Below are 14,028 nucleotides of genomic sequence, written 5' to 3' on the forward strand. Positions count from 1 at the left end.
AAGAAGGAGGGTACAGAAAGATGGATTTTGAAATGGTTATGAAAGAACTTGAAGCGCTTGGTACGGAACGAATTAAAAAGACTTACATAAACAATGGTGCACACGATCCACTTTTTGGAGTGGCAACAGGAAAAATGAAGCCGATTGCAAAGAAAATCAAGAAAAATCAGGCTTTAGCTGAGCAGCTTTATGCGTCTGGCAATTATGATGCTATGTATTTTGCTGGTATCATTGCAGACCCAACAGAGATGACTGCGGAGGATTTTGAGCGTTGGATCGATAAAGCGTATTTTTACATGCTATCTGATTATGTAGTTGCGGTAACTTTGTCAGAAACCGATTTTGTGCAAGCTGTTGCTGATAGATGGGTGGCAAGCGATGAAGAATTGAAAATGTCGGCAGGTTGGAGTTGCTACTGCTGGCTTTTGGGTAATCGTCCTGACGATGAATTTAGCACAAGCAAGATTGCCGAGATGCTTAATCAAGTGGAAAATACGATTCACGATTCTCCAGATCGAACGAAATCGGCTATGAATAATTTTATCTATACAGTTGGTGTTTCATATTTGCCACTTCATGAAAAGGCGCTTGAAACGGCAAAGACAGTAGGTCCAGTCGAAGTTAAGAAGGATAAGAAAAAAAGTAGTATTCTTCTTGCGTGTGAAAACATTCAAAAGGATATAGATAGAGGACGACTTGGTTTCAAACGCAAACATGTAAGGTGTTAGCATGATTTGTAATGGAGCTGCGCTATCTGAAACGAGACTAATAATTAGCTTACTATACGTAGGATGTTTTGTTCCTTCACAAACCATCCATTGAAGAAGTGGCAGGGGATAAAAGCTAAAAAACTCTTGTGAAAAGGAGAGAATAAAAATGAAAACCCAAAAGGAAAATCTAAGAATCTGTCATAAAGGACACAAATATTATAAAAGCAGTAACTGTCCGACTTGCCCAACCTGTGAGCAAGAAAACAAACCTGACAATGGATTTCTTTCAGTGCTATCAGCACCAGCAAGACGAGCATTAGAAAGCAACGGGATAACTTCTTTGCAGCAGCTATCAACATTTAGTGAAAAAGAGATATTACAATTTCACGGTATGGGGCCAGCTTCTTTACCTAAACTTAGAGAAGCTTTGCAGACCAATGGGTTAGCCTTTAAAAATTAAACATCAAGGATAGTTAAAATAAGAAATAGATTGGGATAAAGTGTACGAATACGCTGAATTTCTGGATATGGAAGGGTGTTAAGAGATAAATAGGGGGAAAAAGAAGGGTTGGAGATTTAAGTGATGAATAACAAACTAGATAAAGCATTAGCGTTACGAAAGAATGGAAATCACAAAGAATCTAACGAATTGCTAAGTGAATTAGTTAAGGAATGTCCAGACAATGCTTTATATAACTATCAATGTGCTTGGAGCTTTGATGTATTAGGAGAAGAAGAAAAGGCAGTGCCCTTTTACGAAAATGCCATAAAGATAGGATTACCTCCTAAAGATATGGAAGGTGCAGTATTAGGATTGGGCAGCACATATAGAGCCTTGGGGGAGTATGAAAAGTCAAAAGAGACATTTTTAAAAGGAATAGAATTATTCCCAGATAATCATGTAATTAAAGTGTTTTATTCCATGACCTTATACAATTTAAAAGAACATAGCAAAGCGATGGAACTGTTACTGAAATGCTTAATAAGTACGACAAATGACAATGAAATACTAAGTTATAAAAAAGCCTTACATTTCTATTCAGATAAACTAGATCAGACTTGGAAGTAGCTTATAAAATTCACTGAAATATACGTTCCTTTCCTGAAACGAGGAGAGGACTTTTTTGTAACAATATTGGCAGGTCTCCTTTGATAAAATGACTTTTAAAATGATAGACTGTGAAGAAATACATTTAAACTATAGGAGGCTTTGTTGGGTAAGAAAGCCCTTACATATTATATATGTCTAATATGTAAGGAGCCCTATAAGAATTACATTTGAAATAGGAGATTCCTGCTTTGGATCTTGCGCTTCTTTCTTTGTTGAAGCACTTATGTTTGTACAACCCTATCCTTACTAAACTCTTCTTCAATTAGCTTATCCATGAGAAAATGATAAAAAACGTGATAATTTGTTTTAGTTAGTTTGTCCAGTTCCTGGTGAGTGATGATATTATGTTGGATTAGTAAACCTATAGCAGCTGATATACAATTTACTTTTAAATCTTCTTCCCCTAACATATAAATCACCTTCCCTTATTTACTAAGTAACCCATTCTATATAATAGGCATACTTAAGACACGGACTGATATAAGCTCTTTTCTCAAATTATTGCTCTCGTGCTGATAGAAAATGATGATAAAATGTTCTCAACACTTTTTGATGCATACTGTTATCTTTATATACTGCGCTTTCTTTTCCTGCAAAAAAAACCAAACGATTTAAATTTTCCCTTATTTTGGAATGTTGTATTTATTTTTAACAGTTAGAGAAGCTTTTGAGCGCTCATTATGTATCTGAATGTCAACACCAAGAACTTATGAATGCCATCCAAGGAAACTGAATAATGGACTTTATTTTAATTGGTTCTTATTATTTATCTTATGTAAATGCGGTTTTCCTGTAAGTGAAAAAGGCAACTTTAAATATGTCATAAACTTCCCTGTAGGTAATTATTAAATTATATAGGGAAATTTACAGCTCAATAAAATACTGTTATTACAAGTTAGTGAGGTAGAAGTATGAAAGAAACCAATAGTAAGAATTTAAAATCGGAAATTATAAAAAAGCACGAGGTATTATTTGCAAAGAGATTGGAACTTGAGAGCGAAGCAAGCCGTTTGATGTTAGAAATTAATTTATTAGACGCACAGAATACTCTTAATAAAGTAAGTCAGTTAAACCAAAAAATAGATGATATAACCTCTGAAATGGATTATTTGAAACAAGCTCTTGAAGCCATTAATTAAGCTATATATCAGAGTGTAACTAATTCTATAAGTATAAGCACGAGCAAATTAGAAAAAAGTGATTAACATGGCAAAGAAAGAAGGTATTTCTATGAAATCTGTATTACTAATTGGACAATCAAATATGGCAGGCAGAGGATTTATTGGGGACGTACCGCCGATTTATAATGAGCATATACATATGTTACGAAACGGCAGGTGGCAAACGATGGCAGAACCACTTAATTTTGATCGTCACATATCTGGTGTTGGGCCGGCAGCCTCTTTTGCTCAAGCTTGGACAGAGGATCATCCGGGCGAGTCCATTGGGTTAATACCATGTGCCGAGGGGGGAAGCTCAATTGATGAGTGGACAATTGACGGACTATTAACCAGACACGCGATTTCTGAAGCGAAATTCGCAATGGAAACAAGTGAGTTAGTGGGAATTCTGTGGCATCAAGGAGAAAGCGACAGTTACGGAGAACGTTATAAGACGTATGAAGATAAATTGCTTTCGTTATTTAAACACTTGAGAGAAGAATTGAATGCACCAGATATCCCGATTATTATTGGTGAGTTGGGACATTACCTTGGAGAAGTCGGATTTGGAAAAAGCGCCGTAGAATATAAACAAATAAATCAGATATTATCTAAAGTTGCCCATGCTGAAAAAAATTGTTATTTTGTAACATCAAAAGGCTTAACAGCAAATCCAGATGGCATTCATATTAATGCCGTTTCCCAAAGAAAGTTTGGATTAAGATACTATGAGGCTTTTTCAAAACAAAAGCATGTGTTAGATATTTTAGACGTTGAGCATGAATGGATTGAAAAGGAAGCAAAGCGTGAACTAACTAAAAATGAACGTATATTTGTTGAAAGTATGAAGCTTGCCTTGGGACAAGTAAGTTTTGAGGAGTTTTCTCTTAATATCTCTATTATTAATGAAAGTAAGTAAAGCAAAATCAATCCCATTTTATGAGGAGTGGAGTTCGTATAGATTTGTTAATTATTAAAACTAAAAAAGTAAAATCCTTTAAACAGGGGCTCCAAAAAGCCGGGATTCAAGACACGCAAATTTTTCAAATGCAACTAGTGGAGAAGTTGCAGAAAGAGTGTTAGGTGGGAATATTTCAAATCTGCTACATATATAAATTCAGCGTTTTTTGTTTAATGTTATATTAGTTACTATAAGAAAGACCTTGAAAGATTTGTTTCAAGGTCTTTTTTATAGTTATTAAGATTGTTGTTTCTCCGCTATCTCTAATTTTTTATAGTGCGCAATTTTTTCTTCAATTCTCTGCGAATTTAACTCTAGTTCCTCTATCTTGCCTAAGACATCTTTATAATGTTCCTCTAACAATTCCTTTCTTGCCGTAATAGTAGAATCTCCTTTCTGTCGCAAATCAGAAAACTGCTTCATTTTAAGCATAGGCATTCCTGTAACACGTAAACGAATTAAAAACTGAATCCAAGCTAGATCAACGTCTGTATATTGTCGATATCCGGTTTGGTCTCTTTGCACATTTTTTATTAACCCAATTTTTTCGTAATAACGCAAAGTATGTGTAGAAAGACCGGTCATACTTGCTACTTGTTGAATACTGAGTAAATTTTCCATATTAATTATTATAACATGAGAAATAAAATGCTTGCTTTAGAGCGCGCTCTAAAGCGTAATATCTAACTTGTAAATAAAATAACTCAGTTGTAAGGAGAGATTCAGTTGATGAATGAACGTTACGAAAATGGTTGGAAAACGTTAATGGAGGTAGATGGAGAGGGAGGAAAACGAGTAATTGAATCATTAAAAGACATTGCTCCTGACATTGGGAAATATGTCATTGAATTTGCCTTTGGAGATATTTATACAAGAGAAGGGCTTAACCTACAGCAAAAACAACTAGTTACAATAAGCTCGCTCACGACACAAGGAGGGTGTGAACCACAATTAAATGTTCATATTAATACTGCGCTTAATGTAGGTCTCACACCACATGAAATAGTAGAAGCCATTACTCACTGTATTCCATACACTGGCTTTCCTAGAGTGTTAAATGCTATTTTTATTGCTAAACAAGTGTTTACAGAAAGAGAATTAACCTTAACTTTGAAATAAAGGCATATGTATATATGGCAAGGCGATTCAGAGGTACGTCTTGAGTGGGATGAAACACAATAAATCGTAGTGGTACTCTGGGAAACATGATTTGTGATATGAGGTTAAACTTAGAATAAATATATTTTTCAGCAAAAAAACAATCATCCAAAAGATTACGTTGAAAACGCCTATCATGCGTTAGCAAACGATATATTTGAACATAAAAGTCAAACCCCAAACTTCCATGATGCCGTTTAATTTCATCAGCCATTGGATGCGATTCAGACATTTGCACAGACTGGTGACAAAATAGTGCTTGATAAGTAAGCTGTATCTATAACAATATATATAACATATACAATTAAAGATAAAAGAAAGAAGGACTTAAATGGCAGTTGTTATTATTTGTTGTATGATTTTAGTAGGGTTCCTCTTTATTTATGGGGGATGGAAGCGTCCGTATGATGAAATTAGTTCCGCTCCGGATATTTGGATAGCAGAAATCTTCTTTGATATCATCGGAAAAATATTTAGGGTTTCAGCAGAGAAACTTTTGCGTATCTCGCTTATGGTTTTCGGAACTGTTTGGTCTTTATTTTTCATTTTTGTATTAGTTACACATGCATATTAAAAGGGTGAAAGAGGCGGAGAAAAGTATTTTTAGCCCAAGTGAAAAACGAACCGTTGATCAACATATTTGATTCGTGGTTCGTTTTTTTGTTATTCAATTATATTTTCATTTGCCCTGTATTTTCCGCCATACCTTCTATGTGCGAAGCACCATCACAAGCATACTTATAATCACATTAATGGCAGCATCAGCATATCTAAATCGCCTATATTTTTGCTGTTTTGATCCCTTATGTCTTTAAGTTTACTGATGTTTTTAATATAGATATTTTGATTAGAAAGCTCAATCCAGTTTTCTTTACTCCATTTTTGAATGATTTTATTCACAGTAATACGGGAAGTCCCAACGTAACGGGCAAAGGATGTTTGATTAAAGGGAAATTCCTCATTTTCTTTTACGAGCTTTAATAAATAATGAGCCATCTGTTGTTCAATGGGGAGGTTAAGAAACGTAATAATTTCTGCTAGTAGTCTAAACTTATAAAGCAGAGAATTTGTAAAGAGAATGACTGCTTTCGGTTCCTCCCCGTATATTTTTAACGTTGCTTCATTAGTAAAATAATATAAAACGGATGGAGCTGTGGTTACCGCCGTTGTTAAATAAGGCTCTTTGTTAATACCGTTTTCCCCTAATAACATGCCTTCAGGTACATAGTTAACCGTACGTTCTGCTCCTTTCTCAGTTAAGAGAGTAATCTTTACACTTCCTTTATCTAAATAATAAAATCCTTTACCGACTTCTCCTTGATAATAGATCGTGGTGTTTTCTTCTAATTTTATCATCTGTCCATACTTTAAAAAGGGACGCCATATGTATCGAAGGTTTACCATGTAATCACCTTTCTATACGTAAAGATGTACATAACGAGCTAGTAGCAAGAGGGTGGTTTTTCACTAATGAAATGTATCTTTGGGAAATTGTTCGTAATGAATATGAGCACCCTGTCGAACAAATTGCTAAGAATATCGCATCTATTTACATTAAGGGACTCTATTTATAATTTTGGTACACAAATTGCATCTGCCTAAAGTAAGTATATAACATCCCCTTAATACTCAACATTCTCTGCAGAAAAAGGGGCCGTTTCCCAATATATACTCTGTCACGGGTAAGGATAATAGTATAAAGAGTAAAAGCTCACTAAATGTTGAACGTTTAGTGAGCTTTTACTGTATGGAAAAGTATTATTTAATTTGAACTTTACTTCCGTTTATTTCAATGTACCATTTACCTTTTGCATAACTATCTTTTGAAACCTCAAATACGTCAACATCTGTAACTTTAATACCCGGATTTAAATCACTTGCAATCTTAGAGTCATCAATGTTAGTTTCAACTGCATAATTTGATGTTGCATCAATATCAGCGTCATATTTTGTACCTTTTTCATCAACGAGGTTAATTGTTGGGGTTGAAAAAGCACCTAATGGTTTGTCAGAGATGTTTTTAACAGTCCATTGAATAGCAACAAGTGTACCGCCTTCAGAAGCTTTTTTATTTGCATATTGGTTTCCAACTTGTTCTCTTTCCTCTACTTTTGTTACAGAAACTTCCGCTTTATCATCTACTGTAAAAGTGTCTCCCACTTTATGAGCTTTTTGTTCTTCTGATTTTGAAGAGTTAGAATTAGATCCAGAACCACTATCGTCTCCACCTGATGCTACGACAGCAATTACTACAATAAGTGCAATAAGAATAATAAATCCTAAACAGCCAATCTTAAAAAAATTTTTCATTTTAGTGCATTTCCTCCTGTACCATTAAACATGCATTTATTATGTATTTATAATGCATGTTTAATCTTTACATATAAATAGTTATATTACAATATCAAATTTCCTTATTTTTATAATAGGTTAGATCAAACTGCTTAATATACATTAATCGGGACTTATTATCCTGAAATTAAGCCTTGATATGTTTTTTATGGTTAAATTTAGTATATATAAATTATTTTTCCAATATATAGATATTAAAAATAGTTTGTACGTATGTATATCAAAATACTTAGCAAAAACTTATAGCAACAAGAGGGATGAATTACAAAGGCGAGGCCCAGTAGAGGGTTCATCAAAAGAGTTGCACTCCCTTCCTCGTTTGGATATGGTTATTTAGGCATTCATTTTTATAGTGCTACAGCAGAGTAAAAAGAGAGGATCTAGAAAAGTAATGAACAAATATGACTATATTAAAAGACAATTAGCGAAAACAAATAAAAAAAACGATGAGAATTATATCATTACAAGGATCTGGCATTTGCTTGATAATTACGATATAAAAATAAATACTCAACAGTATGTAGTACGTTCAAATAAAAACCAAAAGGTCGAATACGGATTAATTGATTTATATTTTCCACAGTTTAATTTGGCTATTGAGATTGATGAAGCCCATCATAAGAACGATATAAATCAAACAATGGATGAAATTAGAAAAAACGATATTGTAAATGCGTTAGATTGTGAATTTATTAGAATAGATGCTACTCAATCTTTTGAAAAGATTCACGAAAAGATTGACCAGATAGTAGAAAAAATTAATCTGCTAACAAAGGAAAAATGGTTTATTCCATGGGATGTGGAGAAGGAATACGATCCAAATACTTATATTGAACAAGGATATATAGATGCTGATGACAATGTTTCTTTACGGTTAGTTGCAGACTGTTGCAATGTGTTTGGAGCTGGCTATGCTCACGGAATTCAAAAAAGCGGAGCACCACACAAGTTTGAAGAAGATACAGATATTAAAAGGTTAAAATTTTTCCCTAATGAAACGTGGAACAATCAACTTCTTGAAAATGAAGAACTGTTTATTGAATATAATACAATTCCAGAAGAGAACGAAGCCTACTTTCAGAAAAGAATGTATCAGCTGAATCAGAAGATTGCAATATTTGCATATGCTAAAACTTCTTCTGGACGCTTTGAAGCGATATTTAAAGGGCTTTATGTATTAAATCGTGAAAAAAGCAAAGAGACAGGCATTCTGACTTATAATCGTATATCTACAATAATGCCAACTTACTATCCAAAAGATGTTAAACAACCTCTTAGAATTGCAGAAGCCTATAATAATGAGGAATATAAAGTAGCACATTTTTATACAGAAAATCAAGTTAGAAAATTTGAGGACAAATATAAAGAGAGATATAAGATAATATCGTATTCATAAAAAGATTGGCTATGGTCAGTTACACTTTTTTATTTTGTTACAATTAATGCTTCAATCGTTTTATTCCAGTAATGAGTTCTGTTATTCTTCTATGAAATGAAATATGCTAGGTTTTGTTTAAATGTTCCTGTTCTATTTTGTACACATTCTTTTAAGAATTACTATGAGAATTTGGTTAAAAGGTGTTCATGAAATGCTAACTCCTAATTTCAGTTTGAGGTATAGACTTTTATATTATGGTTAAGTTAAAAAAATCATTTGACTTTTCTGAATAATAGGTATTATAGTTATATTATAAAATTGTTTGTAATAATAAAAACAAGTTTTATAATATAAAACAAAAGGGTGGAACTCCATGCCTATTATTCAATCAGTAGATCGCGCCCTTCGTATTCTGGACCTCTTTGATGAACATACAACAGAATTAAAGATAACAGATATAAGTGATCAGATGGGTCTTCATAAAAGTACTGTTCATTCATTATTGAAAACACTTCAACAACGTGGCTATATTAGTCAAAACCTCGAGAATGGAAAGTATGGGCTAGGGATGAAACTTTTCGAAAGAGGAAACTATGTTATTCAGTCTTTAGATATTAGACAATTAGCTAAAAAATATCTGATAGACTTATCAACAAAAACAGGACAAACTACACATTTAGTCATCTTAGATGGTAAAGCAGGAACATATATTGATAAAGTAGAAGGTCCGTTGGCGGTTATTCTTTATTCCCGAATAGGAAAAAGAATTCCACTTCACTGTTCTGCAGTAGGAAAAGCTCTAATAGCTTTTAAAGAAAGAGATGAAATAGAAAAAATTTTAGCTGGATATGAGTACACTAAGCAAACTGAATTCACTATTACAAACGAATTTGAATTTTTGCAGGAACTTGAAAAAGTTCAAAGTCAGGGCTATGCAGTTGATAATCAGGAAAATGAACCTGGTGTTCGTTGTATTGCAGCACCTATTCGAAACCACGACAATCAAGTTATAGCTGCTATAAGCCTTTCTACACTTATAGCAGGAGTAGATGACATCCAGTTAGGTATTTTCGTTCAACAACTGAAACAAGCAGCTTCCGAATTATCCGAGCAGATGGGACATGGGATACCGATTTAATAAAGAGGGTCCCTTCTCTTTTGTCTATATTAAAAAACTAGGTTTTATATTATAAAACAAATGGAGGTTTTTCTATGCGTATTATTCGATATTTGAGTGAAGATTTAAAACCCATTTTGGCAGCCCTTACATCAGAGGGAATAGTTTACCCCCTCGAGCAGGAAGGGTTTATGCAACTAATCCACCAAGCGCACGCACAAAACATTTCTCCCCTTTCTTTTGTTCAAAATATGATTTCTGAGTCAAAGCCTATCCCACAATCTATTGAAGAGCTTTCACTACTTGTACCTATTATTGCCCAAGAAGTATGGGCTTCGGGAGTTACTTACGAACGGAGCCGAGATGCCAGAAACTATGAAGCTACAGATGGAAATTTAGACGCTACCACATTTTACGACAAAGTATATGACGCAGAACGTCCAGAAATTTTCTTTAAATCTACAGCTGCTCGCACAGTTGGACCTAATCAGGAAGTCTATATTCGTAGTGACTCTAAATGGCAAATTCCTGAACCAGAACTCGGTTTGATTATTAGTCAGGAAGGCGAAATCCTTGGTTATACAATTGGAAACGACATGAGCTGCCGTGATATTGAGGGAGAAAATCCGCTTTATCTTCCACAGGCAAAAATGTGGAAGCACTCTTGTTCTATTGGACCAGCTATTCTTCTCGCGGAATCCGTAAAAGATCCATATAACTTTGATATTACATGTCGTATTTATCGCCATGAAAACCTTGTAGTAGAAGGAACAGCTAGTACGCGTCAATTAAAAAGAAAATTTGAAGAATTGGTTTCCTTCTTAGCTCGTGATAATGAAATTTTTGATGGGACCGTACTATTAACGGGCACATGTATTGTACCACCAAATGACTTTACATTATTAGAGGGTGATCAGATTGAAATTGAAATTCCCAGTATTGGTATATTAAAAAATAGTGTAACGTTACCAAATAAAATTTCGGTCTAATTAAATAAATTCAAACTTAATTATTAAACTACTTTTCTATTTTTAAATATCAGAAATTTAAGAATTAAATAACTTTTAATTTAGATATATGGAGGAAAATACGATGAGTATAAAAACGGAAGAAAAAATGTATTTAAATTATGTTGCTGGCGAGTGGGTACCTGGTTCTGTTAAGAGAGTTGATAGCAGCATTAATCCAGCCAACCGGAATGAAGTAGTGGGGTATGTACAGCACTCTGGAAAAGAAGATTTAGATAGGGCTGTCAATTCTGCTAAAAAAGCTCAAATTGCTTGGAGCAAACTATCGGGGGCCGATCGTGGTCAGTATTTATATAAAGTAGCGAATATGCTTGAGCAGCGCTTAGATGAAATAGCAAAGACAATGACCTGCGAGATGGGAAAAACATTCTCAGAAGCAAAAGGTGAAACTGCAAGAGGCGTTGCAATTCTACGCTATTATGCAGGAGAGGGTCTAAGAAAGATAGGAGATGTTTTACCTTCAACAGACTCTGAAGCATTTATGTACACGACTCGAGCTCCCCTTGGGGTAGTGGGTGTTATTACACCTTGGAACTTTCCAGTAGCTATTCCTATTTGGAAGATTGCTCCCGCGCTTATATATGGAAACGCTATCATATTGAAGCCAGCTCGAGAAGCAGCAGTTACTGCTGCAAAAGTTATGGAATGTTTTGCAGAGGCAGGTTTGCCAAGTGGCGTGGTTAATATGGTAACGGGTTCTGGTTCTGTTATTGGACAAGGCATTATTGATCATCCAGATATTAAAGGAATTACATTTACAGGATCCGATGCAGTTGGTAAACAAGTTGGTTTGGGTGCACTAAAACGTGGTGCAAAATATCAATTAGAGATGGGAGGGAAAAATCCAGTTATCGTTGCTAACGATGCTGATATTGAACAAGCAGTAGAGGCAACTATTAGTGGAGGTTTGCGTTCCACTGGCCAAAAATGTACAGCTACGAGTCGGGTAATTATACAAAGTAAAATTTATGAAGAGTTTAAAGAAAAGCTGATTGATAAAGTGAAAGAAATAAAAGTTGGGAACGGCCTTGAAAAAGATGTTTGGATGGGACCTTGTGCAAGTGAAGACCAGCTTAACACAGTACTCGCCTACGTAGAAAAAGGTGTTGAAGAAGGGGCTTCGTTAGCTTATGGTGGTAAGCGTCTAGATGAAGGAGAGCTGGCTGATGGTTTTTATGTGGAGCCTACTATATTTGAAAATGTGACTAGTGGAATGACTATTGCTCAAGAGGAAATTTTCGGTCCAGTACTTGCACTTATGAAGGTTGAAACGTTAGAAGAAGCACTGGATGTTGCAAATGATGTAAAGTTTGGACTGAGTGCTTCCATTTTTACGAAATCAATTGGGCGTATGCTTTCATTCGTAAGTGAGATGGATGCTGGCCTTGTGCGTATCAATGCGGAATCTGCTGGAGTAGAATTGCAAGCACCATTCGGAGGAATGAAACAATCTAGCTCTCATTCTCGTGAGCAAGGGCAAGCTGCAATTGAATTTTTTACTTCTATTAAAACCGTATTTGTAAAACCGTAATTCCATTTTTAATCAATGTATGAAATCAAATAATGATAAGGAGGTGCATAACTATCACTTCCTTTATTTTCATCTATTTTAATTGATTAGGAGATAAATAAATGCAAATTGAAACTAAAGAGCCCGTGCTTTCTGCTGCACCCAAAAAAAATTGGAGATGGACGGTTGTAATCTGGTTAATCATAGGTGGGTTTATCAACTACCTAGATAGGGCAAATCTATCTATTGCTGCTCCGCAAATGATGAAAGAGTTAAATTTAACAAAAACAGATATAGGACTTTTAGGTACAGTTTTTTCATGGTCTTATGCTTTAATGCAACTTCCTGCTGGTTGGCTAATTGATCGTTTTGGTACAAAAAAGATATATTCAATTGCAGTCTTGTGGTGGAGTGGAGCTACATTTATGATGGGGCTCTTCAGTAAGCTACCTTCATTTATTATTGTAAGGTTACTTCTAGGGGCTGGTGAAGCCCCTTGCTGGCCAACAGGTGCAAAAATAACATCTTACTGGTTTCCAAAAAAAGAAAGAGGATTTGCAACAGGCCTCTGGGATTCGTCATCGAAATGGGGTCCGGCTATTGCTCCTCCTCTTTTAGTCGCAATCATGTTGGCTTTTGGATGGAGATCATTATTTTATATTACCGGTATTGCAGGAGTGTTATTTAGTATTGCTTTTTGGATTTTTTATAAAAACCCTGAACATAGCAGAAAACTTTCTAAAGAAGAATTTGAATATATTCAATCAGAGGGTGCTGGCTTTGAGGAAAACCTAGTAAATTCAAAGATTAAATGGAGATCGTTATTTAAATACAAAACTGTTTGGGGAATGATTTTAGGATTCTTCTGTACCATTTGGATTTGGAATATCTTCTTAGTCTTTCTTCCTCTGTATCTCGTTGAAGTGCATGGAGTTACCCTTCAAGAGCTAGGCATTTATGCAAGTATCCCGTGGGTGGGTGGAATATTTGGTGCTATTTTTGGAGGGTATCTTACAAAAAAGCTAGTAGATAAGGGTATAACGTCTCCAGTTAAGGCAAAACGTGCGCTAATTAGCATCTGTGCTATATTAGCTGCTATTGTGGTGATTTTTGTTCCTTTTGTGGATAGTCTTACTATGAAAATAACTTTATTCACACTGGCACTTTGTTTTATTTCGGCAATTACAGGAAGTGCTTGGGCGCTTGCCGGAGATATTGCCCCTCCTTCTATGGTTGCATCTGTAGGCGCTATACAAAACTTTGGAGGTTATTTTGGAGGAGCACTTTCACCCTTTATAGCAGGTTTAATTGTAGATAAGACTGGATCTTACTCTCTTGCCTTCATATCCGGTGGTATTATTGCAGGATGTGCAGCATTTTGTTATTGGTTTTTAGTGAAAAACCCTATTCAAGAGAGAGTAGAATAATAAAATGATTATAAACGATGTGATATTAATAAGGCTAAGCAAAGATTTATAATAATATTGCTTAGCCAATAATAACTAAATTTTTATTAGGTTAATTAAAGCATTTAAAAAGAAAC

General features: G+C 34.8%; 16 protein-coding genes. 12 read left to right on the forward strand and 4 right to left on the reverse strand.

Annotation, left to right across the window (positions count from 1 at the left end; genetic code table 11):
* The first annotated feature begins 20 nt into the window (after positions 1-20).
* The 3 genes from SCI76_RS22465 (at position 21) to SCI76_RS22475 (ending at position 1,779) form a co-directional block, all read left to right on the forward strand.
* Positions 21-728 carry a DNA alkylation repair protein gene (locus SCI76_RS22465; protein ID WP_407544390.1) on the forward strand — a complete coding sequence of 236 codons (708 nt, stop codon included), beginning with the start codon at positions 21-23 and terminating at the stop codon, positions 726-728.
* Between the two features lie 148 nt (positions 729-876).
* Positions 877-1,170 (forward strand): RNA polymerase alpha subunit C-terminal domain-containing protein, encoded by a 294-nt coding sequence (locus SCI76_RS22470; RefSeq protein ID WP_048019385.1) that lies wholly within the window; start codon positions 877-879, stop codon positions 1,168-1,170.
* Between the two features lie 123 nt (positions 1,171-1,293).
* A complete protein-coding gene (locus tag SCI76_RS22475) occupies positions 1,294-1,779 on the forward strand; it encodes a tetratricopeptide repeat protein (protein ID WP_048019386.1) in 486 nt (161 codons plus the stop codon).
* Positions 1,780-2,042: 263 nt separating this feature from the next.
* Here the strand turns inward: SCI76_RS22475 and SCI76_RS22480 are convergent, their stop codons facing one another.
* The gene (locus tag SCI76_RS22480; RefSeq protein ID WP_014458940.1) at positions 2,043-2,231 is read right to left on the reverse strand and encodes a hypothetical protein; all 189 of its coding nucleotides are present in this window, start codon (positions 2,229-2,231) and stop codon (positions 2,043-2,045) included.
* A 501-nt stretch (positions 2,232-2,732) separates the two neighbouring features.
* On the opposite strand from SCI76_RS22480, the gene SCI76_RS22485 reads away from it, so the two are divergent.
* A complete protein-coding gene (locus tag SCI76_RS22485; protein WP_034267138.1) occupies positions 2,733-2,960 on the forward strand; it encodes a hypothetical protein in 228 nt (75 codons plus the stop codon).
* 91 nt (positions 2,961-3,051) lie between these two features.
* A complete protein-coding gene (locus tag SCI76_RS22490) occupies positions 3,052-3,900 on the forward strand; it encodes a sialate O-acetylesterase (protein WP_048019639.1) in 849 nt (282 codons plus the stop codon).
* A 279-nt stretch (positions 3,901-4,179) separates the two neighbouring features.
* On the opposite strand, the gene SCI76_RS22495 is transcribed toward SCI76_RS22490, so the two are convergent.
* Positions 4,180-4,563 carry a MerR family transcriptional regulator gene (locus SCI76_RS22495; protein ID WP_168761106.1) on the reverse strand — a complete coding sequence of 128 codons (384 nt, stop codon included), beginning with the start codon at positions 4,561-4,563 and terminating at the stop codon, positions 4,180-4,182.
* A 108-nt stretch (positions 4,564-4,671) separates the two neighbouring features.
* Here SCI76_RS22495 and SCI76_RS22500 point away from each other — a divergent pair, with 108 nt between their 5' ends.
* Entirely contained in the window at positions 4,672-5,061 is a 390-nt protein-coding gene (locus tag SCI76_RS22500) for a carboxymuconolactone decarboxylase family protein (RefSeq protein WP_168761386.1), read from the forward strand.
* Between the two features lie 370 nt (positions 5,062-5,431).
* The gene (locus SCI76_RS22505) at positions 5,432-5,674 is read left to right on the forward strand and encodes a hypothetical protein (RefSeq protein ID WP_168761105.1); all 243 of its coding nucleotides are present in this window, start codon (positions 5,432-5,434) and stop codon (positions 5,672-5,674) included.
* A gap of 170 nt (positions 5,675-5,844) precedes the next feature.
* Here SCI76_RS22505 and SCI76_RS22510 read toward each other — a convergent pair whose 3' ends face one another.
* A complete protein-coding gene (locus SCI76_RS22510) occupies positions 5,845-6,504 on the reverse strand; it encodes a Crp/Fnr family transcriptional regulator (protein ID WP_168761104.1) in 660 nt (219 codons plus the stop codon).
* A gap of 354 nt (positions 6,505-6,858) precedes the next feature.
* Positions 6,859-7,410, reverse strand: coding sequence for a DUF4352 domain-containing protein (locus SCI76_RS22515; protein WP_168761103.1), 552 nt, complete (start codon positions 7,408-7,410; stop codon positions 6,859-6,861).
* 433 nt (positions 7,411-7,843) lie between these two features.
* On the opposite strand from SCI76_RS22515, the gene SCI76_RS22520 reads away from it, so the two are divergent.
* The 5 genes from SCI76_RS22520 (at position 7,844) to SCI76_RS22540 (ending at position 13,912) form a co-directional block, all read left to right on the forward strand.
* Positions 7,844-8,848: an AbaSI family restriction endonuclease gene (locus SCI76_RS22520; RefSeq protein WP_407544395.1), complete on the forward strand. Its 1,005-nt coding sequence runs from the start codon at positions 7,844-7,846 to the stop codon at positions 8,846-8,848.
* A 355-nt stretch (positions 8,849-9,203) separates the two neighbouring features.
* On the forward strand, positions 9,204-9,968 hold the full coding sequence (locus SCI76_RS22525; RefSeq protein WP_140451195.1) for an IclR family transcriptional regulator: 765 nt from the start codon (positions 9,204-9,206) through the stop codon (positions 9,966-9,968).
* A gap of 74 nt (positions 9,969-10,042) precedes the next feature.
* Entirely contained in the window at positions 10,043-10,936 is an 894-nt protein-coding gene (locus tag SCI76_RS22530; RefSeq protein WP_108674813.1) for a fumarylacetoacetate hydrolase family protein, read from the forward strand.
* 103 nt (positions 10,937-11,039) lie between these two features.
* The gene (gene gucD, locus SCI76_RS22535) at positions 11,040-12,506 is read left to right on the forward strand and encodes an alpha-ketoglutaric semialdehyde dehydrogenase GucD (protein WP_168761101.1); all 1,467 of its coding nucleotides are present in this window, start codon (positions 11,040-11,042) and stop codon (positions 12,504-12,506) included.
* Between the two features lie 101 nt (positions 12,507-12,607).
* Positions 12,608-13,912, forward strand: coding sequence for an MFS transporter (locus SCI76_RS22540; protein WP_098999713.1), 1,305 nt, complete (start codon positions 12,608-12,610; stop codon positions 13,910-13,912).
* Positions 13,913-14,028: the final 116 nt, after the last annotated feature.

The sequence above is a fragment of the Priestia sp. HNGD-A6 genome, assembly GCF_045784335.1.
GTDB lineage: Bacteria > Bacillota > Bacilli > Bacillales > Bacillaceae_H > Priestia > Priestia zanthoxyli.